The sequence below is a fragment of the Pseudomonas sp. Z003-0.4C(8344-21) genome, from assembly GCF_900104975.1.
Classification (GTDB): domain Bacteria; phylum Pseudomonadota; class Gammaproteobacteria; order Pseudomonadales; family Pseudomonadaceae; genus Aquipseudomonas; species Aquipseudomonas granadensis.
This window is the reverse complement of sequence record NZ_LT629756.1, coordinates 4,238,126-4,264,589: the sequence shown is the minus strand read 5'-3', so window position 1 is coordinate 4,264,589 and position 26,464 is coordinate 4,238,126. Positions and strand designations below refer to the sequence as shown.

The following is a 26,464-nucleotide window of genomic DNA, read 5'->3' as shown; positions in this document are numbered from 1 at the left end:
CCCTGATGGAACGCTGAAGCCGGTTTTCGCCCTCTAGTCCGATATTGGTCAGGCGGTTAGGATTAATCCAATGCTTTTATCCAGATTGGAGACCCCATGAAAAACCTTATCGGTATCTACACCAGCCCGCGCGGCCATTGGGTCGGCGATGGTTTTCCGGTGCGCACGCTGTTTTCCTACGACAACCTGGGCAAACACATCAGCCCGTTCCTGCTGCTCGATCATGCCGGCCCGGCCGAATTCGCGCCGACCACGGAACAACGCGGCGTGGGCCAGCATCCGCATCGCGGTTTCGAGACTGTGACGATTGTTTACGACGGCGAAGTGCAGCACCGCGATTCGACCGGCAGTGGCGGGCTGATCGGCCCCGGCGATGTGCAGTGGATGACGGCTGCGTCGGGGATTCTGCATGAAGAGTTTCACTCGGAAAATTTCGCCAGAACCGGTGGCAAACTGGAGATGGTGCAGTTGTGGGTCAACTTGCCGGCCAGGGACAAGATGGCTGCGCCGGGGTATCAGACCATTCTCGACAGTGACATTCCGCGCATCGCGCTCAAGGACAACGCTGGCAGCCTGCGTTTGATTGCAGGTGAGTTCGAGGGGCATAAAGGACCGTCGCGCACGTTTACCCCGATTGATGTGTGGGATTTGCGGTTGAACGCAGGCCGGTTGCTGACGCTTGATTTGCATGAGGGTCGCAATACCGCGTTGGTGGTGTTGAAGGGCTCGGTGCGGGTTAATGGTGGGGAGTCGGCGTCTGTCGGGCAGTTGGTGCTGTTCGAGCGTGCGGGGCGGGCGGTGTCGCTTGAGGCGCATGAGGACTCGGTGGTGTTGTTGCTCAGCGGCGAGCCGATTGATGAGCCGATTGTCGGGCATGGTCCGTTTGTGATGAATTCGGAGGAGGAGATTCATCAGGCGTTTGTTGATTTTCAGTCGGGGCGGTTTGGGCGGATGCAGGGTTGAGATGAGCTTTTTTTGGGGTACATATCCGTTGCTGCGGTAACGGCTGCTTAGGGTTCCGCCCTTACGGCGGGTCACCTTTTTCAAACGCCAAAAAGGTAACCCAAAACGCTTGCTCCTGCGTTCGGCCCTCGCAGGCTCGGGTCCCTTCGCTCCGGGACTGATCCGGGCGCAGCGGCTGCGGTTTGCTTCGCTGCACCTCCTTCCGCTGTGTCTGGCTGCGCCAGACGGTCGCTGCGCTCCCACGCCCGGATCAATCCCTCCACTCAGCCTTCCGATGTCGCCGGTGACGCAAGATCAAGATCAAGGGCACTCGAGCTAACGCTCATTGTTGAGTGGTTAGAAGCGGTGTTTGGCTTTTGATTTGTGGTGTGGCTGCCCCTCACCCCAGCCCTCTCCCGAGGGAGAGGGAGCCGATTTTGGTTGGCTTCGAAGTTTTGCATTCGACTCGGTATTTCACGTCGGCAGATCTTTCGCATCCAACCCGGTCAGTCCCCTCTCCCTCCGGGAGAGGGCTAGGGTGAGGGGCTTTTGATTTTCAGCTAACTCCAAGCATCACTCAACCTCCCGACATCACCGCTGAACCAGGATCAAAACGGCGCCGAAATCATTTGCTCCTACACTGTGCCAATCTGTGCGATCTTTTCGCGATTGGCCTTTGTCGGAGTTGTTTGATGCTGTCTCTGCTGACCGAACATCCGCTGTTTAGCGCGTTTATCCTGATCCTGCTCGATCTTGGTCTGTGGCGGTTGATCAGTTCCCGTGGCAGTGAGTGGAAGCTGTTGGTGCGGGTGGTGATTTTTGCGTTGTTCAGTGTGTTGCTGTTCAACGAAGGGCTCAATCCGATGGAGCCGGCGCCGTGGGCGGAGAATGTGCCGTTGCATCTGGCGGCGACCGGGCTGCAGATCGGTTGGTGGCTGTTCGGTGCGCGGACGCTGACGGTGTTGATCGGTGCGGTGATGATGCAGCGGGTCGGGCATACCGGGCGGCTGTTGCAGGATCTGCTCGGGGCGGTGATTTTTCTGGTCGCGATCATTGCGGCACTGGCCTATGTGCTCGATCTGCCGGTCAAAGGCGTGCTCGCGACCTCTGGCGCGTTGGCGATCATTGTCGGCCTGGCGTTGCAGAGCACGCTCAGCGACGTGTTCTCGGGGATCGTCCTCAATACCACCAAGCCTTATCAGTTGGATGACTGGATTTCCATTGACGGCACCGAGGGCCGGGTGACCGATATCGATTGGCGCGCCACGCGTCTGCAAACCAGCCAGGGCAGCATGGCGGTGATTCCCAACTCGTTGGCGGCCAAAGCCAAGATCATCAATTTCAGCCGGCCAAGCAATATGTTTGGCGTCGCAGTCAGCGTGCAGGTCAGCCCGCATGCGCGACCCAGTGCGGTGATCGAGGCGCTGGAGCGGGCGATGCAGGGTTGTCGGCAATTGCTCGACACGCCGGCACCGAGCGTGGCGCTGAAAAACTCAGCCAGCGCTGGCGCGGAGTATGAAATCAGCGGGTTTGTCGCGTCGATGGGCGAGAAGCGTGTGGTGCGCAATCAGCTGTTCGATCTGGCGTATCGGCATTTGCAGGCGTCCGGAGTCAATCTGCTGTCGAGCAATGAAACCAGCATCGCGCCGCACTTGTCGCGCCCACGGGCGTTGCTCGACAGTTCGCCGATCTTCTCGACCCTGCGCGAGGAAGAGAAGGACACCTTCAGCCAGAACATGAGCCTGCAAACCTTCCGCGCCGGCGAGATCATTCTGGCGGGCGGGGAGGTCAGCGATCATTTGTTCATCATCGAGTCCGGCGTGGTCTCGGTGACATTGAAGCGCCACGGCACGACGTTCGAATCCGGACGCATGGGCCCGGGCGAGGTGATCGGCGAAGCGGGAATCCTGTCTGACACCGCGCTGCCGGCGGACTTCTCGGCGAAGACGTTCTGCGCCTTGTACCGCATTGAAAAGTCCTATCTGAAACCTTGTCTGGATGCCCGTCACGACATCCATGACGCCATGCAGGCCTTGCTCGATTTCCGCTTGCACAAGGCGCAAGCACTGACCGAGGAAGTCCCCGCGGTTGCGCCAAAACGCGGCTTTCTGCAATGGCTGCGCAATCGCGCCTGAGGTCACCGCTGTTATCGAATGCAACCTGCGCGGCGGTCCCGGGGTCACTATTGGCATACCCACTGGCCGGAGTTGCAGACGATGAAAAACCTGCGGATCGCCACCTTCAACGTCAACGGCATGCGTGCGCGGCTGCCGAATCTGCTGGAATGGCTCAAGCGCGAGCAACCGGACATCGTTTGCCTGCAAGAGCTCAAATCGGTGGACAGCGCCTTTCCCGCCGCCGAGCTGGAAGCGGCCGGTTACGGCGCGATCTGGCAGGGCCAGGCATCGTGGAACGGCGTGGCGATTCTGGCGCGCGATGCGCAACCGCTGGAGAGTCGGCGCGGGCTGCCGGGCGACCCCGATGACACCCACAGCCGCTACATCGAAGCTGCGGTGCATGGCGTGCTGGTCGGGTGCCTGTATCTGCCCAACGGCAATCCGCAACCAGGGCCAAAATTCGATTACAAACTGGCGTGGTTCGAACGGCTGATTACCTACGCGAAGGATCTGCAAAGCAGCGATCACCCGGTGGTGTTGGCCGGCGATTACAACGTCGTGCCCACCGACATGGACATCTACAACACCCGCTCATGGCTCAAGGATGCCTTGCTGCAACCCGAGAGTCGCGAGTGCTACCAACGGCTGCTCGATCAAGGCTGGACCGATTCGCTGCGTCATTTGTATCCCGAGGAACGCATTTATACGTTCTGGGACTACTTTCGCCAGCACTGGCAAACCAACTCCGGCCTGCGCCTCGATCATCTGCTGCTCAACCCGGCATTGAGCCCGTATCTGCAGGACGCCGGGGTAGACGCCTGGGTGCGTAACGAGCCGCATGCCAGCGACCATGCGCCAACGTGGATTCGCATTGGCTCGCGCAAGAAGCGCTGATGGCAATTGGCGAAATCAATTGTCGAAAAGTGCGCGCGATCCGTATACATGGCGAGCAGCAACGCAGTGATCTGCGACCTCCCTGCATAAGGATCGAGCAATGAGCGCGCCACGCCTGAACCATCTGAAACTGTACCTGCAACGCCTGGGGTTTGATTCAGCGCCGCCCGCGACGCTGGAAACGCTGCGCCAATTACAGTTGCGTCATACCGGCGTGTTTCCCTTCGAGAATCTGGCGACTATCGCCGGCGCGCCAGTGCTGATCGATCTGCCGTCCATTGAACAGAAAATCCTGCTGGGTGGTCTCGGCGGTTATTGCTACGAACTCAATCATCTGTTCTTCGCGCTGTTGCTGGAGCTGGGCTTTGACGCACGGGCAATCAGCGGGCGCGTGGTGATGAATCAGCCCGAAGGTAGCTGGACGGCACGTACCCATCGTTTGAGCCTGGTGACAATCGACGGCGAGCGCTACATCACGGACGTCGGCTTCGGCGGCATGGTCCCCACCGCACCTTTACTGCTCGACACCGAAACCGAACAAGCGACCCCGCACGAACCCTATCGCCTCGAACACCAGGCCGGTGGCTACATGCTCCGTGCCAACGTCGCCGGCGAGTGGCGGCCCATGTACCTGTTCGACCTGCAACGTCAGGAGGACATCGATTACACCGTCGGCAACTGGTACGTCTCGACGCATCCGGACTCGCCGTTCACTCAGCGGCTGATGGTTGCCCGTACTGGCGATGGCTGGCGCAAGACGCTGAACAACGGCAGCTTCGCTATCCATCACACGGGTGCGGAGAGTGAGCGGCGCGAGGTGACCGAGGTTGACGAGTTAATTGACGTGCTGCAACGCGAGTTTGGCCTTGATGTGAGTAATTTGCCGCGCATTCGCCAGGCACTGGCGCGGGTGATGATGCCTGTCGCAGCCTAAGGTTTGACGTCCGGTTCGAGCACGCGACGGATTTCGCCGATCGCGGCTGAAAGCTTCCTTTCCAGACTCTTCAAATCACTGGCCGTAATGCCTTTTTTGAATTGCCCGCTCAGGCCTGAATCATCCGGCTGTTGCTGGCGGGCGGTGTCGAGCAAGGCTTGGCGCAGCGTGTTGTTGATGACCGTCTGATAGCCGAACCCCTCATGTTCCGCAGCCGTACGCGCCGCTTCGATTACCGCGTCATCCAGCATGATGGTGATGCGGGTCTTGCCTTTGTTGGGCGCCACTGCGCCGCGTTTGCCCGGGGAAAAGTCATATTCGTCTTGCATGGTTCAAGCCTCCTGAAAACAGGCACATCGTTCGCTCGGTGTGGCGAGGCGTGCAGAAATGATTCAAACGACATTATGCATACTTTATATGTATAAAAAGGAGCGCGATCGCACCGCCGGTCGCCATGAACACTTCAGCCTGGTGGTCAGGTGCACGGATGCTGTCGGGGATTTGTTACCGGATTTGTGAGGGCAGAAGCCGCAGGCTAGAAGGTTGGGTGGCTAGCTAACCATTATGTGACCGATAAGTTGTATACAACTCTATGGACATTTGTCGCGGGTATTGAATACAGTGTGCGCATAACAAAAACCAGGGAACCCCCCACCATGAAAACGCCCCATGTTTCACACCCACGGCCCGAGGACGAAAATCTCGGGGTCGGCGCGAATATGGCTTACGGCCTGCAACATGTGCTGACCATGTACGGCGGTATCGTTGCGGTGCCACTGATCATCGGCCAAGCGGCCGGCCTGTCGCCGGCGGACATCGGTTTGTTGATTGCTGCTTCATTGTTTGCGGGGGGGCTGGCGACGCTGCTGCAAACCCTGGGTCTGCCGTTCTTTGGCTGTCAGTTGCCGCTGGTGCAGGGCGTGTCGTTTTCCGGCGTGGCGACCATGGTCGCGATCGTCAGCAGTGGCGGGGAGGGCGGCTTCCAGTCGGTGCTCGGCGCGGTGATTGCGGCGTCCTTGATAGGGCTGTTGATTACCCCGGTGTTCTCGCGCATTACCAAATTCTTTCCACCGCTGGTCACGGGCATCGTGATCACCACGATCGGCCTGACGCTGATGCCAGTGGCGGCACGTTGGGCCATGGGCGGCAACAGTCATGCGCCGGACTTCGGCAGCATGCAGAACATCGGTCTGGCGGCGGTCACGCTGGTGCTGGTGTTGCTGTTGAGCAAGGTCGGCAGTGCGACCATTTCGCGCCTGTCGATCCTGTTGGCCATGGTGATCGGCACGGTGCTGGCGGTGTTCCTCGGCATGGCGGATTTCTCCAGCGTCACCACCGGGCCGATGTTCGGCTTCCCGACGCCGTTTCACTTCGGCATGCCGACCTTCCACTTCGCCGCCATTCTGTCGATGTGCATCGTGGTCATGGTGACGCTGGTGGAAACCTCGGCGGACATTCTCGCGGTGGGTGAGATCATCGGCACCAAGGTCGACTCCAAGCGCCTGGGCAATGGCTTGCGCGCGGACATGCTGTCGAGCATGTTTGCACCGATCTTCGGTTCGTTCACCCAAAGCGCCTTCGCGCAGAACGTTGGCCTGGTGGCGGTGACCGGCATCAAGAGCCGTTACGTGGTGGCCACGGGCGGTCTGTTCCTGGTGATTCTCGGCCTGTTGCCGTTCATGGGCCGGGTCATTGCCGCGGTGCCGACTTCGGTGCTCGGCGGGGCCGGTATCGTGCTGTTCGGTACGGTGGCCGCCAGTGGTATTCGCACCTTGTCCAAGGTGGACTACCGCAACAACGTCAACCTGATCATCGTCGCCACCTCGATCGGTTTCGGCATGATCCCGATTGCCGCGCCGAGTTTCTACGACCAGTTCCCGAGCTGGTTCGCGACGATTTTCCATTCGGGTATCAGTTCGTCGGCGATCATGGCGATCCTGCTCAACCTGGCGTTCAACCACTTCACTGCCGGTAACTCGGATCAGCAATCGGTGTTTGCCGCAGCGGAGGAGCGCACCTTGCGCTACCGCGATCTGGCCGCGCTGCGTGAAGGCGACTACTTCAGCGATGGCAAGCTGCACGATTGCGATGGCAAGGAAGTGCCGGTGATCGAGCCTGATGAACACGACCCTGGGCACGGTGCAGCGAAAGTGCAGATCAAGAGCAGCGAACACGTTTGACGGCGGCGACTGAATAGAAAAGGGCCGATCTGTCCTGGACAGATCGGCCCTTTTCATTGGGGCTTTTCGAGCGCCCACAAAAAAGCCCCTGAATCTTTCGATTCAGGGGCTTTGCTATTTGGCTCCACAACCTGGACTCGAACCAGGGACCCAATGATTAACAGTCATTTGCTCTACCAACTGAGCTATTGCGGAATTGGTGCGTATGTTACTGATTTAAAAAGACTAGTCAAGCGCCTGATGCAAAATTGCAGGAATCTTCGGGACGGACGGTGATTTGTCAGCGATTGGCGGTTACCAGAAAAGCCCCATAGGTCTACCATGACCGCCCGGAAGTGGTCACACGCGCTGCCGGCCATCAGCCGCAAAGGTACGCGCCATGCCTCTAATCACTCGCAACACCGAGGTGCTCGCATGAGCACTGCACAAATCAGCCTGCCAAAAGGGATCGGCCCGCACGCGGAAAAACTCTTCGATGCAATCGCCGGGGCCAGCACTGCCGAAGAACTGAACCGCGCTGGCGGCAAGGCCGAAGGGTTCGTCCTCGGGCTTGAAAGCAGCAAGACCATCAAGAGCCAAGTGGCCGAATCGCTGTATGTGATTTACGACGATGCCGCCGCTCAGCGCTCGGATGAACTGGCTTAACTGCCGAAAGTAATCGTGCCCAGCATCAGCTTGGCATAGGCCGCCGTTGCCGCCAGTTGCACCAGCCACAGGGCCAGGCCACCGAGGAATACCCCGGTGGCGACTTGCAGCACCAGGCTCTTTTCGCGTTTGGCCGAGGCGCGCGGGATGAAATCATCCAGATCGTCACGGTCGGCGCGCAGGTTGTCGTTTTTCATGGGCTTCTCACAAAATTCTCGAATGTACACAAAACCCTGTAGGAGTGAGCCTGCTCGCGATAGCGTTTTTTCAGCCTGAACAGGTATGACTGACACACCGCTATCGCGAGCAGGCTCACTCCTACAGTTGGAATTGCGTGCAGTCTAGAGGTTACGGGGCGTTGTCAGAGACAAATAAAAACGGGAAGCCTTGAAGGCTTCCCGTTTTTCATCAAGCTGCGTGATCAGATGACCTGAACAATCGCATCCGTCACAGCCTTGATGTTGCTCTGGTTCAACGCCGCCACGCAGATGCGACCGGTGTCCAGAGCGTAGATGCCGAACTCGTTGCGCAGGCGATGAACCTGTTCAGTGGTCAGGCCCGAGTAGGAGAACATGCCGCGCTGACGGCCGACGAAGCTGAAATCACGGCCCGGCGCTTTCTCTGCCAGCAGATCGACCATTTGCGTGCGCATGCCGCGAATGCGCAGACGCATTTCCGCCAGTTCGGCTTCCCACTGCGCGCGCAGCTCAGGGCTGTTCAGCACGGCGGCGACGATGCTTGCACCGTGGGTTGGCGGGTTGGAGTAGTTGGTGCGGATCACGCGTTTGACTTGCGACAGCACGCGCGCGCTTTCTTCCTTCGATTCGCTGATGATCGACAGCGCGCCAACGCGCTCGCCGTACAGCGAGAACGACTTGGAGAACGAGCTGGAAACGAAGAAGGTCAGGCCGGACTCGGCGAACAGGCGCACCGCAGCGGCGTCTTCGTCGATGCCGTCGCCAAAACCCTGGTACGCCATGTCGAGGAACGGCACGTGGCCTTTGGCTTTGACCGCTTGCAGTACGTTGTTCCAGTCCGCCGGGCTCAGGTCGACGCCGGTCGGGTTGTGGCAGCAAGCGTGCAGGACAACGATCGAACCGTTCGGCAGGGCGTTGAGGTCTTCGAGCATGCCGGCACGGTTCACGTCGTGCGTGGCGGCGTCGTAGTAGCGGTAGTTCTGCACCGGGAAACCGGCGGTTTCGAACAGCGCGCGGTGGTTTTCCCAGCTTGGATCGCTGATTGCCACAACGGCGTTCGGCAGCAATTGCTTGAGGAAGTCAGCGCCGATTTTCAGTGCGCCGGTACCGCCGACGGCCTGAGTGGTGATGACACGGCCAGCACTGATCAGCGGCGAGTCGTTACCGAACAGCAGCTTTTGCACGGCCTGGTCGTAAGCGGCGATGCCATCGATCGGCAGGTAACCGCGCGAAGCGTGTTGCGCGACGCGAATCGACTCGGCTTCGATCACCGCGCGCAGCAGTGGAATTCGCCCCTCTTCGTTGCAGTAGACACCCACGCCCAGGTTGACCTTGGTGGTCCGGGTATCGGCGTTGAATGCTTCGTTGAGGCCCAGGATTGGATCGCGGGGTGCCATTTCGACAGCGGAGAACAGGCTCATTATTGCGGCGGCTCTGAATGGGATATGGAGGGACGTGTCGCGCTCCAGCCGGATGCACTAGAGCGGTGCACAAACGGGGAGCTAGTATAGAGGCCATCAGCGCGCAATGGCGACAGGCGAATCGGTTTTTCCGGTAAGTTTTTCCGATTATTTCTTGACCGTTAGTCGATTGTCTTTGTCAGACTCTTTACCCGGATGTAGGACGTTTGCCTTGAAAGGTCAGGCAATCGCCACCACATTACGGACAATCCAGGTTTTTCTTGCGCGACATCGGTCGTTTGCGGTCGTCCCCGTGGTAATCCGTCTGACTCGGAACGCCGCGATTCCAGAGGTGTGTATGTCGGAATTCCAGCTAGTCACCCGCTTCGAGCCTGCCGGCGATCAGCCGGAAGCGATCCGCCAGATGGTCGAAGGCATCGAGGCCGGGCTGGCGCACCAGACGCTGCTCGGTGTGACCGGCTCGGGCAAGACCTTCAGCATCGCCAACGTCATCGCCCAGGTGCAGCGCCCGACGCTGGTACTGGCGCCGAACAAGACCCTGGCCGCGCAGTTGTATGGCGAGTTCAAGGCGTTCTTCCCGAACAACGCCGTCGAGTATTTCGTTTCTTATTACGACTATTACCAGCCGGAAGCCTACGTGCCGTCGTCCGACACCTTCATCGAGAAGGACGCGTCGATCAACGACCACATCGAGCAGATGCGTCTGTCCGCGACCAAAGCGTTGCTGGAGCGCAAGGATGCGATCATTGTCACCACGGTGTCGTGCATCTACGGTCTGGGCAGTCCGGAAACCTATTTGAAGATGGTGCTGCACGTCGATCGCGGCGACAAACTCGATCAGCGCGCGCTGCTACGGCGTCTGGCCGATCTGCAATACACCCGCAACGACATGGATTTTGCCCGAGCGACGTTCCGTGTGCGTGGCGATGTGATCGATATTTTCCCGGCGGAATCCGATCTGGAGGCGATCCGTATCGAGTTGTTCGATGACGAGGTCGAGAGCATTTCCGCGTTCGACCCGCTGACCGGCGAAGTCATTCGCAAGATGCCGCGCTTCACTTTTTATCCGAAGAGTCACTACGTGACGCCGCGCGAGACCTTGCTCGACGCCATCGAAGGCATCAAAGTCGAATTGCAGGAACGTCTGGAGTACCTGCGCAGCAACAACAAACTGGTCGAAGCCCAGCGTCTGGAGCAACGCACTCGCTTCGATCTGGAGATGATTCTCGAACTGGGTTACTGCAACGGCATCGAAAACTACTCGCGCTACCTGTCCGGGCGTCCGGCCGGTGCCGCGCCGCCAACGCTTTACGATTACCTGCCGGCCGATGCCTTGCTGGTCATCGACGAGTCCCACGTCAGCGTGCCGCAGGTCGGCGCGATGTATAAGGGCGACCGCTCGCGTAAAGAAACCCTGGTCGAATACGGCTTCCGTCTGCCTTCGGCGCTGGATAACCGGCCGATGCGTTTCGACGAGTGGGAAGGGGTCAGCCCGCAGACCATTTTCGTCTCGGCGACGCCGGGCAATTACGAGGCCGAACACGCCGGTCGCGTGGTCGAGCAAGTGGTGCGCCCGACCGGTCTGGTCGACCCGCAGGTCGAGGTGCGCCCGGCGCTGACCCAGGTCGATGACCTGCTCTCGGAAATCACCAAGCGCGTAGCGGTGGAAGAGCGCGTACTGGTTACGACGCTGACCAAGCGCATGGCCGAAGACCTCACCGATTACCTCGCCGACCACGGCGTGCGCGTGCGTTATCTGCACTCCGACATCGACACCGTCGAGCGCGTGGAGATCATCCGCGACTTGCGCCTTGGCGTGTTTGACGTGCTGGTCGGCATCAACCTGCTGCGCGAAGGCCTGGACATGCCGGAAGTGTCGCTGGTGGCGATTCTCGATGCCGACAAGGAAGGTTTCCTGCGTTCCGAGCGTTCGCTGATCCAGACCATCGGCCGCGCGGCACGTAACCTCAATGGCCGGGCCATTCTGTATGCCGATCGCATGACCGGTTCGATGGAGCGGGCGATTGGCGAAACCGAACGCCGCCGCGAGAAACAGATCGCTTTCAACCTTGAGCACGGCATCACTCCGAAGGGCGTGATCAAGGACGTCGCCGACATCATGGAAGGTGCCACTGTGCCGGGCTCGCGCAGCAAGAAGCGCAAAGGCATGGCCAAGGCTGCCGAAGAAAACGCCAAGTACGAAGCCGAACTGCGCTCGCCAAGCGAAATCACCAAACGCATCCGTGCGCTGGAGGAGAAGATGTACCAGTTGGCGCGGGATCTGGAGTTTGAAGCGGCGGCGCAGATGCGTGACGAGATTGCCAAATTGCGTGAGCGCCTTTTGACCGTCTGATCTGTAGGGGCTGCGCTGGCCTCATCGCTAGCAGGCTAGCTCACACACAGGAATCGTGCCCGCCACAAAACTCTGTGACAGCTAGCCCTGCTAGCGATTGGGGCAACTCGGTTTCAGTGAGCCCCCCCATGTCTGGCTTTAATACCCTGTCCGCTGGAGCCGGGCGGGTCTCGCCTGTTACCATTCGCCGCTTGATTGTTCTGCTTTTCATTCTTTTCGAGACATGCCATGACCACCGTCCGCACTCGCATCGCGCCATCGCCTACCGGGGACCCCCACGTAGGTACCGCTTACATCGCATTGTTCAACTACTGCTTTGCCAAGCAGCATGGCGGTGAGTTCATCCTGCGCATCGAAGACACCGACCAGTTGCGTTCGACCCGCGAGTCCGAACAGCAGATCTTCGACGCCCTGCGCTGGCTGGGTATCGACTGGAGCGAAGGCCCGGACGTCGGCGGCCCGCACGGCCCGTATCGGCAGAGCGAGCGCGGCGACATCTATCAGAAGTACTGCCAGCAACTGGTCGACATGGGTCATGCCTTCCCGTGCTTCTGCACCGCTGAAGAACTCGACCAGATGCGCGCCGAACAAATGGCTCGCGGCGAAACCCCGCGCTATGACGGCCGCGCGCTGCTGCTGTCGAAGGAAGAAGTCGCCGCGCGCCTCGCTGCCGGCGAACCTCACGTGATCCGCATGAAAGTGCCGAGCGAAGGCGTTTGCGTGGTGCCGGACATGCTGCGTGGCGACGTCGAGATCCCGTGGGATCGCATGGACATGCAAGTGCTGATGAAGACCGACGGCCTGCCGACGTACTTCCTCGCCAATGTGGTCGACGATCACCTGATGGGCATTACCCACGTGCTGCGCGGTGAAGAATGGTTGCCGTCGGCGCCGAAACTGATCCTGCTTTACGAGTACTTCGGCTGGGAACAGCCAGAGCTGTGCTACATGCCGCTGCTGCGTAACCCGGACAAGAGCAAGCTGTCCAAGCGCAAGAACCCGACTTCGGTGACGTTCTACGAGCGCATGGGCTTCATGCCCGAAGCGATGCTCAACTACCTGGGTCGCATGGGCTGGTCGATGCCGGACGAGCGCGAAAAGTTCTCGCTGCAGGAAATGGTCGATAACTTCGACCTCAAGCGCGTGTCCCTCGGCGGGCCGATTTTCGACATCGAGAAACTGTCATGGCTCAACGGCCAGTGGCTGCGTGATCTGCCGGTGGAAGAATTTGCCGCGCGCGTGCAGAAGTGGGCGTTCAACTCGGAATACATGATGAAGATCGCGCCGCACGTTCAGGGCCGCGTCGAAACCTTCAGCCAAGTGGCACCATTGGCCGGGTTCTTCTTTGCCGGTGGGGTCAATCCGGACGCCAGACTGTTCGAGTCGAAAAAGCTCTCCGGCGATCAGGTGCGCCAGTTGATGCAACTGATCCTGTGGAAACTGGAAAGCCTGCGTCAGTGGGAAAAGGACAGCATCACCGCGACAATTCAGGCAGTGGTCGAGTCGCTGGAGTTGAAACTGCGCGATGCGATGCCGCTGATGTTCGCGGCGATCACCGGCCAGGCCAGTTCGGTGTCGGTGCTCGATGCGATGGAAATTCTCGGGCCGGACCTGACCCGTTTCCGTCTGCGTCAGGCGATCGACCTGCTGGGCGGCGTGTCGAAGAAAGAAAACAAGGAGTGGGAAAAGCTGCTGGGCGCCATTGCTTGAGCAGGTCTGACCCAGTGTGACGGCAGCCGAAGGCCACGATCTTTTGATCCGGCCTTTGGCGCTTCTCCCTGATTTACGGGGGGAGGGTGGTAAGTGATTGTTATCCCGACGAAAAATTTTGAAATTTTTCAAAAATAAGTTTGACAGGGTTTCGATGCGCCATTAAGATTCGCCCCGTCCTCAGCGATGACATCAACGATGAGGGGCTATAGCTCAGCTGGGAGAGCGCTTGCATGGCATGCAAGAGGTCGACGGTTCGATCCCGTCTAGCTCCACCAATTTACACTTCAAGGCCTGGCCACACCGACCTTGAAGCGATCAACACTCAGCGTTGATCAGTTGTACAGAAGGGTTTGCGTCCCCTTCGTCTAGTGGCCTAGGACACCGCCCTTTCACGGCGGTAACAGGGGTTCGAGTCCCCTAGGGGACGCCAGTTTTACAGAAGCGATGTTGCAAAATGTCGCTCCGCCGCGAGGCGAAAAATCCGGGGCTATAGCTCAGCTGGGAGAGCGCCTGCATGGCATGCAGGAGGTCAGCGGTTCGATCCCGCTTAGCTCCACCAATTTTACAGTTCAAGGTCTGGCCACACCGGCCTTGAATCGATCAGCACTCAGCACTGATCAGTTGTATAGAAGGGTTTGTGTCCCCTTCGTCTAGTGGCCTAGGACACCGCCCTTTCACGGCGGTAACAGGGGTTCGAGTCCCCTAGGGGACGCCACGATTACCCGCTCTGCGGGATTTTATAAGGGTCATTCAATTATTGAATGGCCCTTTTGTTTGTCTGGCGTTTGGCCAACTCTCCTTTTTCCTTACACTGTGCTTCAGACCAGCGGTCATATCCTTGACTTGCGGAATATTATTATGCGAATAATATTCTAGTCGTAATATTCGGAGGCAACGATGAACGATAAAAAAGCTCAAACCCGCGAACGCATCCTCAAGGCTGCCAGCGCCGCACTGATTCAGCGTGGCCCGGCAGATCCCAGTGTGGGCGAAGTGATGGGCGCGGCCGGCCTGACCGTCGGCGGCTTCTACGCGCACTTCGAAAGCAAGGACGCAATGATGCTCGAAGCGTTCAAGCAATTGCTGGGTCGGCGTCGCGACCTGATTGCCGACATGGATGCCGAGTTGACCGGCGAAGAGCGTCGCGCCCTGGTTGCCGCGTTCTACCTGTCGCGCAAACACCGTGATTCCAGCGAGGCGGCGTGCCCGATTCCCGCTTCGATTGGTGAGCTGGGTCGTTTGCCGGAGTCGTTCCGTCTGGCGCTGAACGAGCATCTGGAGCTGATGGTCGCGCAACTGGCGGCCAGCCCTGAAGACACCGACAAGGCCCTGGCTGACGTGGCGTTGATGGTAGGCGGTCTGGCGCTGGCACGCGCGCTCGGCCCGGGAGATTTATCCGATCGATTGCTGCGCGCCGCCAAGTCGGCGGTGCGTTGACCTGAAGGCATCCGGCCTTAGGAGAGAGCGATGAACGCGTTGAAGTGGGTTCGTGGCGTTAACGGCACCTTGGGCTGGATTGCACCGAAACGGGTGGCGAGCAAAATGCGTCTGGTGTTCATGACGCCACGCGCGCTGCCATTGCGTGACTGGGAATTGCCGATGCTGGCCAGTGCCGAGCGCATTACCTTGCGCTTTGGCCTCTCCGCGTTGCGCTGGGGCCAGGGCCCGGCCGTGCTGCTGATGCATGGTTGGGAAGGGCGGCCAACCCAGTTCGCCGCGTTGACCACGGCGCTGGTCGATGCCGGTTATACCGTTGTCGCACTGGATGGCCCAGCCCATGGTCGTTCGCCGGGGCGCGAAGCCAATGTGGTGCTGTTTGCCCGAGCCATGCTTGAGGCAGCGGCTGAGCTGCCGCCGCTGCAAGCCGTCATCGGCCATTCGATGGGCGGCGCCAGCGCGATGCTCGCTGTGCAAATGGGCTTGCGCACCGAAACCCTCGTCAGCATCGCCGCGCCGGCACGTATTCTCGGTGTGCTGCGTGGTTTCGCGCGCATGGTCGGCATGCCGCCGCGAGCGCGCTCGGCGTTCATTCGTCAGGTCGAACAGGACGTCGGCATGCGCGCCGCGACACTTGATGTGGCGCGCTATCAACTGGATATGCCGGGCTTGATCGTGCATGCCGAGGACGACAATTTTGTTTCGGTAAAAGAGTCGCAGTTGATCCACGAGGCCTGGTTCGACAGCCGCTTGCTGCGCCTCGAAAGCGGCGGGCATCAGCGCGTGCTGGCCGACCCTCGGGTGATTGATGGCGTGTTATCACTGCTGGCCGGTCGCAGCCTTCAGGCGCGCCAATCGGCGTAGGCATCCGTTACACTGCCCCGGTTCAATACATCGACCGGGAGTGGGGCATGGGCTGGGATCGGGCAACGCCGTTTACCATTGATCTGCAAGTAGGCGCCGAGGACATCGACGGGCTGGGTCACGCCAACAACGCGGTTTACGTGACCTGGCTCGAGCGCTGCGCCTGGCGCCACTCGCAGCGCCTGGGTCTGGACCTGGTCGAGTACCGGCGACTGGATCGGGCGATGGCCGTAGTACGCCACGAAATCGATTATCTCGCCGCTGCCTACGAGGGCGACGAACTGCAATTGGCGACCTGGATCGTCGATTGGGACCAGCGCCTGAAAATGACCCGGCATTTCCAGCTCAAGCGCCCGAGCGACAACGCCACGCTGTTGCGTGCGCAGACCACGTTTGTCTGCATCGAGTTATCCACCGGCAAGCCCAAACGCATGCCGGCGGAATTCATCGAAGGCTATGGCGCGGCGATCCAGATCCCGGCATCTGTTCAAATCTAAACTGTAGGAGTGAGCCTGCTCGCGATAGCGGTGTGTCTGTCACCTATGTGTAACTGACACACCGCTATCGCGAGCAGGCTCACTCCTACAAGGGATTGTGTTGTTCTGCGGTTTTGGGCGTAATCCAGTAAACTGCCGCACGTTTTTCCTTCAAGTAGTGTTTTCCCATGCAAATTGCTCTGGCGCCCATGGAGGGGTTGGTCGACGACATCCTGCGTGACGTGCTGACCCGCGTTGGCGGCATCGACTGGTGCGTGACCGAATTCATTCGAGTCAACGATCAGTTGCTCACCCCGGCCTATTTCCACAAGTTCGGCCCTGAGCTGCTCAATGGCGCACGCACCGCAGCCGGTGTGCCGTTGCGCGTGCAATTGCTCGGTTCCGATCCGGTGTGCCTGGCGGAAAACGCAGCGCTGGCCTGCGAACTCGGCTCCGAAGTGATCGACCTCAACTTTGGTTGCCCGGCCAAGACCGTCAACAAGTCCCGGGGTGGCGCGGTACTGCTCAAGGAGCCGGAACTGCTCAACCAGATCGTCGAGCACGTCCGTCGCGCGGTGCCTGCGCACATTCCGGTCACTGCGAAGATGCGCCTGGGCTTCGACAGCCCCGACGGCTCGCTGGTCTGCGCCACGGCGCTGGCCGAGGGCGGCGCCGAGCACATCGTGGTTCACGCGCGGACCAAAATGGACGGCTACAAACCGCCGGCGCACTGGGAGTGGATTCCGCGGGTGCAGGACGTGGTCAAGGTGCCGGTATTCGCCAACGGTGATATCTGGAGCGTCGAAGACTGGCGGCGTTGCCGCGAGATCAGCGGCGTCGAAGACATCATGCTCGGTCGTGGACTGGTGTCGCGTCCGGATCTGGCCCGGCAGATCGCTGCGGCCCGCGCCGGCGAAGAGGTGGTCGAGATGAGCTGGGCGGAGCTGATGCCGTTGATTCAGGATTTCTGGCTGCAAGCCAAAGCGCAGATGACCGCGCGCCAATCGCCGGGTCGCTTGAAGCAATGGCTGGCGATGCTGACGCGTAATTACCCTCAAGCCACCGAGCTGTTCACGGTTTTGCGCCGCGAAACCGAGCCTGACCAAGTCTCGCGTCTGCTCGGTTTGCCGCTCGTCGAGGCCGCCTGAAAAATCTGAAAATAATCTCTTGAAAACCAGACAGCGGTCCCTATCTAAGGGTTACGCGATGCCGAATTCGGGTCGCGGAGACACAAAAACTTGCTGATTGTTTTCAGGAGATTTGAACCATGAGTACTGCATTTTCTCTCGCACCACTGTTCCGTTCCTCGGTAGGTTTCGACCGTTTCAACGACCTGTTCGAAACCGCCCTGCGCAACGAGCCAGGCAGCAGCTACCCACCTTACAACGTCGAAAAACACGGTGATGACCAATATCGTATCGTCGTTGCCGCCGCCGGTTTCCGGGAAGAAGACCTGGAACTGCAGGTCGAGAAGGGTGTGCTGACCATCAGTGGTGGCAAGCGTGACGCCAACGAAGGTGTGACCTTCCTGCATCAGGGCATCGCCCAGCGTGCGTTCAAGCTGTCGTTCCGTCTGGCCGATCACATCGAGATCAAGGCCGCGGACCTGAGCAACGGCCTGCTGAGCATCGACCTGCTGCGCGTGGTCCCTGAAGAGGCGAAAGCCAAGCGCATTCCAATCAATGGTGCGCAGCAGCCGGCGCTGCAATAACGCCGAGTAACGAAAAGGGCGCCCATGGCGCCCTTTTTTGTGCGCGTCATTCCAGCAGCACCTTCAAATCGCTCAGTGCCACCGGTCGGCTGTGCAGATACCCCTGATACAAATGGCAGCCCAGCCCCTGCAAAAACGCCAACTGCTCCGGCGTTTCCACGCCTTCGGCAATCACCTCCAGCTCCAGACTGCGTGCCATCGCGACAATCGCGCGGATGATCTCGGCATCGTTCGGGTCGGTGGTCGCGTCGCGGATGAATGACTGATCGATTTTCAGCGTGTCCACCGGCAGGCGTTTCAGGTACGTGAGCGATGAGTAACCGGTGCCGAAATCGTCCATGGCAAAACTGACGCCGAGCTTTTTCAAACGGCGCATCTTGCCGATGGTGTCTTCCAGATTCTGGATGACGATGCCTTCGGTGATTTCCAGCTTCAGCAGCGAGCAGGGCAAGCCGTGGCTGGTCATGCTGTGTTCGATGCGCTCGACGAAATCGTTCTGGCGGAACTGCCGTGGGCTGATGTTCACGCACAGGCTGAAAGCGAGCGGGTTGACCAGGCGCAGCGCGATCAGTTGCTTGAAGGCATTGCAGGCTTCGTCGAGGATCCAGGTGCCGACTTCGAGAATCAGCCCGCTGTCCTCCAGAACCTTGATGAACTCGGCAGGCGATTGCGCACCCAGCTGCGGATGGTTCCAGCGCACCAGGGCTTCGGCGCCGATGATGCGGTTGTCGCGCGCATCGACCTGCGGCTGAAAGTGCACATTGAATTCGCCGCGTGACAGCGCCAGACGCAGATCGGTCTCCATGCGCAGCCGTTCGCTCGCGGCTTTCTGCATGGTGTTGTGATACATCTGCGTGGTGTTGCGCCCGGAATCCTTGGCCCGATACAGGGCGATGTCGGCGCGTTTGAGCAGGTCGGTCGGCGTCGAGCCGTGATCGGGAATCAGCGCCACGCCGATGCTTGGCGTCACTTGCAGGCGCTGACCGTCGAGAAACATCGGCTCGGACAGCAGTTCGCGAATGGTGTCGGCCAGCGCGCGCACCTGCTCGCTGACTTCACTGCGCGAGCCTTCGAGGCCGCTCAGCAATACTACGAACTCATCGCCACCGAGGCGCGCCACGGTGTCTTCCATGCGTACGCTGGCTTCTAGCCGCGCGGTGATGATTTTCAGCACGGTGTCGCCGACCGGATGCCCCAGCGAATCGTTGATGTGCTTGAAGTGATCGAGATCGAGGAACAACAAAGCGCCGCGCAGATTGTGACGTTTGAGCAGGGCTATCTGCTGGCTCAGGCGATCCATCAGCAGGGCGCGATTGGGCAGGTTGGTCAGAGGATCGTGATAGGCCAGATGGCGGATCTGCGCTTCGGCGTTTTTCAGCAGGCTGACGTCTCGCGCGGTCAGCAGCAGGCACGCGGTTTCGTTGAGGGTGATGGGCTCGACCGAGACCTCGACAGTCAGTATCTCCCCGCGCTTGTTGCGCCCAAGCATTTCCTGATGGTGCACGCGGCCCTTGATCTGCAATTCAGCCAACAGCGCCGAACGCTGCTTTTCCTCGGCCCAAATGCCGACCTGATACACGGTTTTGCCCACCACTTCCTCGGCGCGATAGCCCGTCAAGCGGCAGAAGCCGTCGTTGACCTCCAGATAACGTCCGGTGTCGCGCTCGGTGATGGTGATCGCATCGGGGCTGGAGTGAAACGCCTTGGCAAACTTCTCTTCGCTGGCCTTCAGCGCCGCTTCCGAGCGTTGTTGCTGGGTGATATCGCGCAACGTGGTGACGATGCACGGCTGATCGCCAACGCTGATCTGCCGACTGGAAATCACACAGGTCAGCGACTGGCCGTCCTTGTGCTGGACGATGATCGCGACGTTGCTCAAGCCCTGCTCGCGAATGACCCGCTCAATGCGTTGCAGGCTTTTTGCCGAGGCGTCCCACAGGCCGATTTCTTCGGCGGTGTGGCCAATCACATCAGCCGTGCTCCAGCCGAATGTCTGGGTGAAGCTGGAGTTGATCTCGATGAACTCACCGGTTTCCTGACGGGTGACGCAGATCGGGTCGGGGCTGACCTGGAACAGCGTGGCGAATTTCTCTTCCGAGGCCACCAGGCGCTGTTCGCGTTCAACCTGATCGGTGATGTCCAGCAGCGTCCCGGCCATGCGCAGCGGTGCGCCGTTGTCATCGCGATACAGGCGCGCGCGACTTTCCAGATAACGCGAGCTGCCGTCCGGCAATTGCACGCGATAGGTCAGTTGATAGTTGCCCGCCGGGCCTTCGCGCAGACTGCGGTAGGCATCGCGCATGCTGTCGCGTTCTTCGCCGGGCACACCCTCGAAAAACGCCTCGAATGATTCATGAAACGGTATCGGGTCGAGTCCGTGCAATTGCGCGGCGCGCGCCGAGCCGTAAAGCATGCCGCTGGGGATGTGCCAGTCCCAGGTGCCGAGCTGCGCCGAATCCAGCGCCAGGTCGAGGCGTTCCTGGCTGTCTTTCAAGGCCAGTTCGGCGGCTTTGCGTTCGGTGGTGTCGAGAAAGGTGCTGAGCAGGTACGGCTGACCTTCGAGTTCGACTTTCTGCGCACTGAGAATGCCGTCATGCACCTGGCCGTTGCTGGCGCGAAACTGCACTTCCATGCTGACCAGGTCGCCCTTGGCCTTGGTTTTTTTCACCAGTTCGGCGCGTTGTTCGGGATGCACCCACAGGCCAAGTTCGAGGGTGGTGCGCCCAATGGCATTCTGTACCGGCCAGCCGAACAGGCTTTCAAAATACTGATTGGCCTCGCTGATCAAACCGTCTTCCTGGCGGGTCAGCAGCACCATGTTGGGGCACAGGTGGAAAAGTGTGGCGAAACGTTTCTCCGAGCTGCTCAGCGCCTGTTCACGTTGGCGCTGGTGGGTGATTTCACGAATCACCCCGATCATTCGGGGGCGGCCATTTTTGTCCGGCAGCAGGCTGCCATTGATCTCCAGCCAGTGCAGGCTGCCGTCGGGCCAGCGGATGCGGTGGTGCATCGCCTGTTCCAGCGGCGCGCCGGCGATCACTGCATGGAAGGCGCGAACGGTTTTTGCCCGGTCTTCCGGTGGCAGCAAATCCAGATATTCCAGATCTTCGGGCAACGGTTGCCGCGGATCGAAGCCGAACAGGGCCTGGGTGCCGCGCGACCAACTGATCTGCCCGCGCTCGATGTCCCAGTACCAGGCGCCGAGCCGGGCGCCGTTGAGCGCCGCCAGCAATTGCGGCGCGCTTTCCCAGCTCTGCTCGGAATGACGCGGGTCAATCGCCTGGATACGCGGCATCGGCGGAATTCGGTCAACAGATTTCGGCATTGTGGACAGGCCTTGAGCGGATGGTGGCGTTAGGCACAGCAATCGCGGCTCTACAGGAGTAGCACAAGTCGGCCTCAAGTCCCTGGCAGATCGATTTGTGCATCCAGCAAGGCCATGAAGGCTCTTGCCGCGTTCGAGAGCGTCCGTTCGGTGTGCAGGATATAGCCTAGCTGGCGACTGAGCTGTATGCCCGGCAATGCGATGCTTGCCACTTGCTCATCAAGCATGGTGCGCGGCAACACGCTCCAGGCGAGGCCGATCGAGACCATCATCTTGATGGTTTCCAGGTAGTTGGTGCTCATGGCGATGTTCGGCGTCAGGCCTTGGGCCTCGAATAAACGCTGGACGATGTGGTGGGTAAAGGTGTTGCCGCCAGGGAATACCGCCGGATGGCCGGCGATGTCGATCAGGCTGACGGCGCCGTTATTGATCAGCGAATGCTCTGGGGCGACCACGAAATCCAGCGGGTCGTCCCACACCGGTGTGGCCTTGACCAGCGCGTGAGGCTCCGGCGCCAAGGTGATCACTGCCAGTTCAGCGCGGCCGTGAAGAATTTCTTCGTAGGCCACTTCCGAATCGAGGAACTGAATATCCAACGCGACCTGTGGGTAGCGGCGGGTGAACTCCCTTAATAAGGGTGGTAATCGATGCAGACCGATGTGATGACTGGTGGCCAGCGTCAGACGACCGCTGACTTCGCCGGTCAGGTTGGTCAGGGCGCGGCGGGTGTCATCCAGCACGTTTAAAATCTGGTAAGCCCGCGGCAGCAGGGCGCGGCCGGCCTCGGTCAGGCCGACTTCACGGCCCAAACGGTCGAACAGGCGCACCTTCAGTTGTTGCTCCAGCCCGGCGATGCGCTTGCTGATCGCGGGTTGGGTCAGGTGCAGGCGTTCGCCAGCGCCGGAGAAGCTGCCGGTTTCGGCGATGGCGATAAAAGCATTAAGGTTGGCCAGATCCATTCAGTATTCCAGTCGGTTATCCAAAGCATAAAAAATATGAATTTGAGTTATTTAATCTAACCCCATAGGATCGGCCTCACAAGCCAAAGGGTTATTGATAAGCCCAGGGCATAGAAACAAGCTGATGAGGAACCGTCTGATGGCCGGCAAAACGCTGTACGACAAGCTCTGGGATTCGCATTTGGTCAAGCAGCGCGACGATGGCTCTGCGCTGATCTACATCGACCGTCACATCATTCACGAAGTGACCTCGCCGCAAGCCTTCGAAGGCCTGCGTCTGGCCGGGCGCAAGCCGTGGCGCATCGATGCCAACATCGCGACCCCGGACCACAACGTACCGACCACCCCGGAACGCAAGGGCGGCATCGCAGCCATTGCCGACCAGGTCTCGCGTTTGCAGGTGCAGACCCTCGATGACAACTGTGATGAATACGGCATCGTCGAGTTCAAGATGAATGACGTGCGCCAAGGCATCGTCCACGTCATCAGCCCGGAGCAGGGCGCGACCTTGCCGGGCATGACCGTCGTCTGCGGCGACTCGCACACCTCGACCCACGGTGCCTTCGGCGCGTTGGCTCACGGCATCGGCACTTCAGAGGTCGAGCACGTGCTGGCCACTCAGTGCCTGGTTGCCAAGAAAATGAAAAACATGCTGGTGCGCGTTGAAGGGCAATTGCCGTTCGGCGTCACCGCCAAGGACATCGTCCTCGCGGTGATCGGCAAGATCGGCACCGCCGGCGGTAATGGCCATGCCATCGAATTCGCCGGCAGCGCGATTCGCGATCTGTCCGTCGAAGGCCGCATGACCATTTGCAACATGTCCATTGAAGCCGGCGCCCGCGTGGGCCTGGTGGCGGCGGACCAGAAAACCATCGATTACGTGAAGGGCCGCCCGTTTGCTCCGAAAGGCGCACAGTGGGACATGGCCGTCGAAGCCTGGAAAGACCTGGTTTCCGACGCCGACGCGCAGTTCGATACGGTGGTTGAACTCGACGCCGCGCAGATCAAGCCGCAAGTCAGCTGGGGCACTTCGCCGGAAATGGTTTTGGCCGTTGATCAGAATGTGCCGGACCCGGCCAAGGAGATGGATCTGGTCAAGCGCGACTCGATCGTCCGCGCTCTGAAATACATGGGCTTGACCGCCAATCAGGCGATTACCGAGATTCAGCTCGACCGCGTGTTCATCGGTTCATGCACCAACTCGCGGATCGAAGACTTGCGCGCCGCGGCGGTGATCGCCAAAGGCCGCAAGGTGGCATCGACCATCAAGCAGGCGATCGTCGTGCCGGGCTCGGGTCTGGTCAAGGCGCAGGCTGAAGCCGAAGGTCTGGACAAGATTTTCCTCGAGGCCGGTTTCGAATGGCGTGAGCCGGGTTGCTCGATGTGCCTGGCGATGAACCCGGACCGTTTGGAGTCCGGCGAGCATTGCGCCTCGACGTCCAACCGCAACTTCGAAGGCCGTCAGGGCGCCGGTGGCCGTACCCACCTGGTCAGCCCGGCCATGGCCGCGGCCGCAGCGGTGAACGGTCGTTTCATCGACGTTCGTGAATTGATCTAAAAGGAGCGCAGCATGAAAGCTTTCACCCAGCACACTGGTCTTGTCGCGCCTCTGGATCGTGCCAACGTCGACACCGATCAGATCATTCCCAAGCAGTTCCTGAAGTCGATCAAACGCACCGGTTTCGGTCCGAACCTGTTCGACGAGTGGCGTTACCTCGACGTTGGCCAGCCGTATCAGGACAACTCCAAGCGCCCGCTGAACCAGGATTTCGTGCTCAACGCCGAGCGTTATCAGGGCGCCAGCGTGTTGCTCGCCCGCGAGAACTTCGGTTGCGGCTCCAGCCGTGAGCACGCGCCATGGGCGCTGGAAGAATACGGTTTCCGCAGCATCATTGCGCCGAGCTACGCCGATATCTTCTTCAACAACAGCTTCAAGAACGGCTTGCTGCCGATCATCCTCAGCGATGCTGAAGTCGATGAATTGTTTAAGCAGGTTGAGGCCGAGCCGGGTTATCAATTGCAGGTCGACCTGCAAGCGCAAACCGTGACCCGCCCTGATGGCAAGGTGTACCGCTTTGAGATCGATGCGTTTCGCAAGCATTGCCTGTTGAACGGTCTGGACGACATCGGCCTGACCCTGCAGGACGGCGATGCGATTGCCACGTTCGAAGCGAAGCACCGGGTGAGTCAGCCGTGGTTGTTTCGCGACGCCTGATTGATTCGAGGCTGATGTAGTCAGGGAGGGCCTCATCGCTGGCAAGCCAGCTCCCACAGGTTTTGTGAACACCGCAAATCACTGTGGGAGCTGGCTTGCCAGCGATGAGGCCGGAACAGGCACCACAAAATCAAAGGGAAGTCCCATGAACACCACCGCGCAACACACCCAGGTCGTCCAGAAGCAATTCGGCGAACAGGCCGCCGCTTACCTGAGCAGCGCCGTTCATGCACAGGGCAGCGAATTCGCTCTGCTGCAAGCCGAGCTGGTCGGGCAGGGCGGGGCGCGGGTGCTCGATCTGGGTTGCGGTGCCGGTCATGTGAGTTTTCATGTCGCACCGCTGGTCAGCGAAGTGGTGGCCTATGACCTGTCGCAGCAGATGCTCGACGTGGTCACCGCCGCGGCGGCCGAGCGTGGCATGGGCAATATTTCCACGGTCAACGGCGCCGCCGAGCGTCTGCCGTTCGCCGATGGCGAGTTCGATTTTGTATTCAGCCGTTATTCGGCGCATCACTGGAGCGATCTCGGTGTGGCCCTGCGCGAGGTGCGACGGGTGCTGAAGCCGGGCGGCGTTGCAGCCTTCGTGGACGTGTTGTCACCGGGCAGTCCGCTGTTCGACACTTACCTGCAAAGCGTCGAAGTGCTGCGTGACACCAGTCATGTGCGCGATTATTCCGCCGCCGAATGGCTGCGCCAGGTCAGTGAGGCCGGGTTGCATGTGCGCACCACCACCCGTCAGCGTCTGCGGCTGGAGTACACCAGCTGGGTTGAGCGCATGCGCACACCCGAGGTGATGCGTGCGGCGATTGTTCAGTTGCAGCAATCGATGGGCAACGAAGTGCGCGAATATTTCGAAATTGAGGCCGATGGCTCCTTCAGTACCGATGTGATCGTATTGATGGCCGAGCGATAAGCATTTTTCCGGGCGCGCCGGTGAAGGCGCACCGATTGAAGACACGAGGAAAGCATGAGCAAGCAGATTCTGATTCTCCCAGGTGACGGTATTGGTCCGGAAATCATGGCCGAAGCGGTCAAGGTGCTGGAACTGGCCAACGACAAGTACAGCCTGGGCTTCGAGCTGAGCCATGACGTGATCGGTGGTGCGGCCATCGACAAGCACGGCGTGCCATTGGCCGACGAAACCCTCGACCGCGCCCGCGCTGCCGATGCCGTGCTGCTCGGCGCCGTCGGTGGCCCGAAATGGGACACCATCGAGCGCGATATTCGTCCTGAGCGCGGTCTGCTGAAAATCCGAGCGCAACTGGGCCTGTTCGGCAACCTGCGTCCGGCCATCCTGTATCCGCAACTGGCTGACGCTTCGAGCCTGAAGCCGGAGATCGTTGCCGGTCTGGACATCCTGATCGTTCGTGAATTGACCGGCGGCATCTACTTCGGTGCGCCGCGCGGCACCCGTACGCTGGACAACGGCGAGCGTCAGTCCTACGACACCCTGCCGTACAGCGAAAGCGAAATCCGCCGCATCGCCCGCGTCGGTTTCGACATGGCCATGGTCCGTGGCAAGAAGCTGTGCTCGGTGGACAAGGCCAACGTGCTGGCGTCCAGCCAACTGTGGCGCGAAGTGGTCGAGCAAGTGGCCAAAGACTATCCAGAAGTCGAGCTGAGCCACATGTACGTCGACAACGCCGCGATGCAACTGGTGCGCGCACCGAAGCAGTTCGACGTGATCGTCACCGATAATATGTTTGGCGACATTCTCTCCGACGAAGCGTCGATGCTCACCGGCTCCATCGGCATGCTGCCGTCGGCCTCGCTGGACTCCAACAACAAGGGCATGTACGAGCCTTGCCACGGTTCCGCACCGGACATCGCTGGCCAAGGCATTGCCAACCCGTTGGCCACCATCCTCTCGGTGTCGATGATGCTGCGTTACAGCTTCAATCTGCACGATGCCGCCGATGCCATCGAGAAAGCCGTCAGCGTCGTGCTCGATCAGGGCTTGCGCACCGGCGATATCCATTCGGCCGGTTGTACCAAAGTCGGTACGCAGCAAATGGGCGACGCAGTAGTCGCCGCGCTGCGGAATCTGTAATCTCTCGGGCCCGCTGCGAAATTCAATACAA

General features: G+C 60.1%; 22 protein-coding genes and 5 tRNA genes. 21 read left to right on the top strand and 6 right to left on the bottom strand.

Going from position 1 to position 26,464, the window contains the following annotated elements; genetic code table 11:
- The first annotated feature begins 96 nt into the window (after nucleotides 1–96).
- From BLU24_RS19360 to BLU24_RS19345, 4 genes are all read left to right on the top strand, one after another.
- Nucleotides 97–963 (top strand): pirin family protein, encoded by an 867-nt coding sequence (locus tag BLU24_RS19360; protein ID WP_093102873.1) that lies wholly within the window; start codon nucleotides 97–99, stop codon nucleotides 961–963.
- A 671-nt stretch (nucleotides 964–1,634) separates the two neighbouring features.
- Complete coding sequence (locus BLU24_RS19355) at nucleotides 1,635–3,077, top strand: mechanosensitive ion channel family protein (RefSeq protein ID WP_093102870.1); 1,443 nt, start codon at nucleotides 1,635–1,637, stop codon at nucleotides 3,075–3,077.
- 81 nt (nucleotides 3,078–3,158) lie between these two features.
- Nucleotides 3,159–3,953 (top strand): exodeoxyribonuclease III, encoded by a 795-nt coding sequence (xth, locus tag BLU24_RS19350; RefSeq protein ID WP_093102867.1) that lies wholly within the window; start codon nucleotides 3,159–3,161, stop codon nucleotides 3,951–3,953.
- A 100-nt stretch (nucleotides 3,954–4,053) separates the two neighbouring features.
- Complete coding sequence (locus tag BLU24_RS19345) at nucleotides 4,054–4,887, top strand: arylamine N-acetyltransferase family protein (protein ID WP_093102865.1); 834 nt, start codon at nucleotides 4,054–4,056, stop codon at nucleotides 4,885–4,887.
- Here BLU24_RS19345 and BLU24_RS19340 read toward each other — a convergent pair.
- The gene (locus BLU24_RS19340; protein ID WP_093102862.1) at nucleotides 4,884–5,216 is read right to left on the bottom strand and encodes a BrnA antitoxin family protein; all 333 of its coding nucleotides are present in this window, start codon (nucleotides 5,214–5,216) and stop codon (nucleotides 4,884–4,886) included. The genes BLU24_RS19345 and BLU24_RS19340 overlap by 4 nt on opposite strands.
- A 327-nt stretch (nucleotides 5,217–5,543) precedes the next feature.
- Here BLU24_RS19340 and BLU24_RS19335 point away from each other — a divergent pair, with 327 nt between their 5' ends.
- The gene (locus BLU24_RS19335) at nucleotides 5,544–7,067 is read left to right on the top strand and encodes a nucleobase:cation symporter-2 family protein (RefSeq protein WP_090282630.1); all 1,524 of its coding nucleotides are present in this window, start codon (nucleotides 5,544–5,546) and stop codon (nucleotides 7,065–7,067) included.
- A gap of 119 nt (nucleotides 7,068–7,186) precedes the next feature.
- On the opposite strand, the gene BLU24_RS19330 is transcribed toward BLU24_RS19335, so the two are convergent.
- Nucleotides 7,187–7,262: transfer RNA gene (locus BLU24_RS19330), tRNA-Asn, on the bottom strand.
- A 219-nt stretch (nucleotides 7,263–7,481) separates the two neighbouring features.
- Here BLU24_RS19330 and BLU24_RS19325 point away from each other — a divergent pair.
- On the top strand, nucleotides 7,482–7,712 hold the full coding sequence (locus tag BLU24_RS19325) for a hypothetical protein (protein WP_090282631.1): 231 nt from the start codon (nucleotides 7,482–7,484) through the stop codon (nucleotides 7,710–7,712).
- Here the strand turns inward: BLU24_RS19325 and BLU24_RS19320 are convergent.
- The gene (locus BLU24_RS19320; RefSeq protein ID WP_090282632.1) at nucleotides 7,709–7,909 is read right to left on the bottom strand and encodes a hypothetical protein; all 201 of its coding nucleotides are present in this window, start codon (nucleotides 7,907–7,909) and stop codon (nucleotides 7,709–7,711) included. The two genes, BLU24_RS19325 and BLU24_RS19320, sit on opposite strands and share 4 nt — an antisense overlap.
- A gap of 224 nt (nucleotides 7,910–8,133) precedes the next feature.
- On the bottom strand, nucleotides 8,134–9,330 hold the full coding sequence (locus tag BLU24_RS19315) for an amino acid aminotransferase (RefSeq protein WP_093102859.1): 1,197 nt from the start codon (nucleotides 9,328–9,330) through the stop codon (nucleotides 8,134–8,136).
- A 337-nt stretch (nucleotides 9,331–9,667) separates the two neighbouring features.
- On the opposite strand from BLU24_RS19315, the gene uvrB reads away from it, so the two are divergent.
- The 11 genes from uvrB (at nucleotide 9,668) to BLU24_RS19260 (ending at nucleotide 17,884) form a co-directional block, all read left to right on the top strand.
- A complete protein-coding gene (gene uvrB, locus BLU24_RS19310) occupies nucleotides 9,668–11,683 on the top strand; it encodes an excinuclease ABC subunit UvrB (protein WP_090282634.1) in 2,016 nt (671 codons plus the stop codon).
- A 228-nt stretch (nucleotides 11,684–11,911) separates the two neighbouring features.
- The gene (gene gltX, locus BLU24_RS19305; protein ID WP_090282635.1) at nucleotides 11,912–13,393 is read left to right on the top strand and encodes a glutamate--tRNA ligase; all 1,482 of its coding nucleotides are present in this window, start codon (nucleotides 11,912–11,914) and stop codon (nucleotides 13,391–13,393) included.
- A gap of 202 nt (nucleotides 13,394–13,595) precedes the next feature.
- A tRNA-Ala gene (locus tag BLU24_RS19300) sits at nucleotides 13,596–13,671 on the top strand.
- A gap of 79 nt (nucleotides 13,672–13,750) precedes the next feature.
- Nucleotides 13,751–13,826, top strand: a tRNA-Glu gene (locus BLU24_RS19295).
- 53 nt (nucleotides 13,827–13,879) lie between these two features.
- Nucleotides 13,880–13,955, top strand: a tRNA-Ala gene (locus tag BLU24_RS19290).
- 80 nt (nucleotides 13,956–14,035) lie between these two features.
- Nucleotides 14,036–14,111: transfer RNA gene (locus tag BLU24_RS19285), tRNA-Glu, on the top strand.
- Between the two features lie 182 nt (nucleotides 14,112–14,293).
- On the top strand, nucleotides 14,294–14,833 hold the full coding sequence (locus tag BLU24_RS19280; RefSeq protein ID WP_093102857.1) for a TetR/AcrR family transcriptional regulator: 540 nt from the start codon (nucleotides 14,294–14,296) through the stop codon (nucleotides 14,831–14,833).
- Between the two features lie 30 nt (nucleotides 14,834–14,863).
- On the top strand, nucleotides 14,864–15,697 hold the full coding sequence (locus BLU24_RS19275; RefSeq protein ID WP_090282637.1) for an alpha/beta fold hydrolase: 834 nt from the start codon (nucleotides 14,864–14,866) through the stop codon (nucleotides 15,695–15,697).
- 47 nt (nucleotides 15,698–15,744) lie between these two features.
- Complete coding sequence (locus tag BLU24_RS19270) at nucleotides 15,745–16,194, top strand: acyl-CoA thioesterase (protein ID WP_093102854.1); 450 nt, start codon at nucleotides 15,745–15,747, stop codon at nucleotides 16,192–16,194.
- A 167-nt stretch (nucleotides 16,195–16,361) separates the two neighbouring features.
- Nucleotides 16,362–17,321 (top strand): tRNA dihydrouridine synthase, encoded by a 960-nt coding sequence (locus tag BLU24_RS19265; RefSeq protein WP_093102852.1) that lies wholly within the window; start codon nucleotides 16,362–16,364, stop codon nucleotides 17,319–17,321.
- A 119-nt stretch (nucleotides 17,322–17,440) separates the two neighbouring features.
- Nucleotides 17,441–17,884 (top strand): Hsp20 family protein, encoded by a 444-nt coding sequence (locus tag BLU24_RS19260; RefSeq protein ID WP_090282640.1) that lies wholly within the window; start codon nucleotides 17,441–17,443, stop codon nucleotides 17,882–17,884.
- Nucleotides 17,885–17,930: 46 nt separating this feature from the next.
- Here BLU24_RS19260 and BLU24_RS19255 read toward each other — a convergent pair whose 3' ends face one another.
- The gene (locus BLU24_RS19255) at nucleotides 17,931–21,209 is read right to left on the bottom strand and encodes a PAS domain S-box protein (RefSeq protein WP_090282641.1); all 3,279 of its coding nucleotides are present in this window, start codon (nucleotides 21,207–21,209) and stop codon (nucleotides 17,931–17,933) included.
- A gap of 74 nt (nucleotides 21,210–21,283) precedes the next feature.
- Nucleotides 21,284–22,168, bottom strand: a complete 885-nt coding sequence (locus BLU24_RS19250) for a LysR family transcriptional regulator (RefSeq protein WP_090282642.1) — start codon at nucleotides 22,166–22,168, stop codon at nucleotides 21,284–21,286.
- Between the two features lie 139 nt (nucleotides 22,169–22,307).
- Here BLU24_RS19250 and leuC point away from each other — a divergent pair, with 139 nt between their 5' ends.
- The 4 genes from leuC (at nucleotide 22,308) to leuB (ending at nucleotide 26,433) form a co-directional block, all read left to right on the top strand.
- Nucleotides 22,308–23,726 carry a 3-isopropylmalate dehydratase large subunit gene (gene leuC / locus BLU24_RS19245; RefSeq protein WP_093102849.1) on the top strand — a complete coding sequence of 473 codons (1,419 nt, stop codon included), beginning with the start codon at nucleotides 22,308–22,310 and terminating at the stop codon, nucleotides 23,724–23,726.
- Nucleotides 23,727–23,738: 12 nt separating this feature from the next.
- A complete protein-coding gene (gene leuD, locus BLU24_RS19240) occupies nucleotides 23,739–24,383 on the top strand; it encodes a 3-isopropylmalate dehydratase small subunit (protein WP_093102846.1) in 645 nt (214 codons plus the stop codon).
- 145 nt (nucleotides 24,384–24,528) lie between these two features.
- Nucleotides 24,529–25,296: a class I SAM-dependent methyltransferase gene (locus BLU24_RS19235; protein ID WP_093102843.1), complete on the top strand. Its 768-nt coding sequence runs from the start codon at nucleotides 24,529–24,531 to the stop codon at nucleotides 25,294–25,296.
- Between the two features lie 54 nt (nucleotides 25,297–25,350).
- Nucleotides 25,351–26,433 carry a 3-isopropylmalate dehydrogenase gene (leuB, locus tag BLU24_RS19230; RefSeq protein WP_090282646.1) on the top strand — a complete coding sequence of 361 codons (1,083 nt, stop codon included), beginning with the start codon at nucleotides 25,351–25,353 and terminating at the stop codon, nucleotides 26,431–26,433.
- The last annotated feature ends 31 nt before the right edge of the window (nucleotides 26,434–26,464 follow it).

Bases quoted from the DNA above. Each gene is read 5' to 3' on its own strand.
- BLU24_RS19360 (WP_093102873.1), top strand. From the start codon at position 97: ATGAAAAACCTTATCGGTATCTACACCAGCCCGCGCGGCCATTGGGTC.
- BLU24_RS19355 (WP_093102870.1), top strand. From the start codon at position 1,635: ATGCTGTCTCTGCTGACCGAACATCCGCTGTTTAGCGCGTTTATCCTG.
- xth (WP_093102867.1), top strand. From the start codon at position 3,159: ATGAAAAACCTGCGGATCGCCACCTTCAACGTCAACGGCATGCGTGCG.
- BLU24_RS19345 (WP_093102865.1), top strand. From the start codon at position 4,054: ATGAGCGCGCCACGCCTGAACCATCTGAAACTGTACCTGCAACGCCTG.
- BLU24_RS19340 (WP_093102862.1), bottom strand. From the start codon at position 5,216: ATGCAAGACGAATATGACTTTTCCCCGGGCAAACGCGGCGCAGTGGCG.
- BLU24_RS19335 (WP_090282630.1), top strand. From the start codon at position 5,544: ATGAAAACGCCCCATGTTTCACACCCACGGCCCGAGGACGAAAATCTC.
- BLU24_RS19325 (WP_090282631.1), top strand. From the start codon at position 7,482: ATGAGCACTGCACAAATCAGCCTGCCAAAAGGGATCGGCCCGCACGCG.
- BLU24_RS19320 (WP_090282632.1), bottom strand. From the start codon at position 7,909: ATGAAAAACGACAACCTGCGCGCCGACCGTGACGATCTGGATGATTTC.
- BLU24_RS19315 (WP_093102859.1), bottom strand. From the start codon at position 9,330: ATGAGCCTGTTCTCCGCTGTCGAAATGGCACCCCGCGATCCAATCCTG.
- uvrB (WP_090282634.1), top strand. From the start codon at position 9,668: ATGTCGGAATTCCAGCTAGTCACCCGCTTCGAGCCTGCCGGCGATCAG.
- gltX (WP_090282635.1), top strand. From the start codon at position 11,912: ATGACCACCGTCCGCACTCGCATCGCGCCATCGCCTACCGGGGACCCC.
- BLU24_RS19280 (WP_093102857.1), top strand. From the start codon at position 14,294: ATGAACGATAAAAAAGCTCAAACCCGCGAACGCATCCTCAAGGCTGCC.
- BLU24_RS19275 (WP_090282637.1), top strand. From the start codon at position 14,864: ATGAACGCGTTGAAGTGGGTTCGTGGCGTTAACGGCACCTTGGGCTGG.
- BLU24_RS19270 (WP_093102854.1), top strand. From the start codon at position 15,745: ATGGGCTGGGATCGGGCAACGCCGTTTACCATTGATCTGCAAGTAGGC.
- BLU24_RS19265 (WP_093102852.1), top strand. From the start codon at position 16,362: ATGCAAATTGCTCTGGCGCCCATGGAGGGGTTGGTCGACGACATCCTG.
- BLU24_RS19260 (WP_090282640.1), top strand. From the start codon at position 17,441: ATGAGTACTGCATTTTCTCTCGCACCACTGTTCCGTTCCTCGGTAGGT.
- BLU24_RS19255 (WP_090282641.1), bottom strand. From the start codon at position 21,209: ATGCCGAAATCTGTTGACCGAATTCCGCCGATGCCGCGTATCCAGGCG.
- BLU24_RS19250 (WP_090282642.1), bottom strand. From the start codon at position 22,168: ATGGATCTGGCCAACCTTAATGCTTTTATCGCCATCGCCGAAACCGGC.
- leuC (WP_093102849.1), top strand. From the start codon at position 22,308: ATGGCCGGCAAAACGCTGTACGACAAGCTCTGGGATTCGCATTTGGTC.
- leuD (WP_093102846.1), top strand. From the start codon at position 23,739: ATGAAAGCTTTCACCCAGCACACTGGTCTTGTCGCGCCTCTGGATCGT.
- BLU24_RS19235 (WP_093102843.1), top strand. From the start codon at position 24,529: ATGAACACCACCGCGCAACACACCCAGGTCGTCCAGAAGCAATTCGGC.
- leuB (WP_090282646.1), top strand. From the start codon at position 25,351: ATGAGCAAGCAGATTCTGATTCTCCCAGGTGACGGTATTGGTCCGGAA.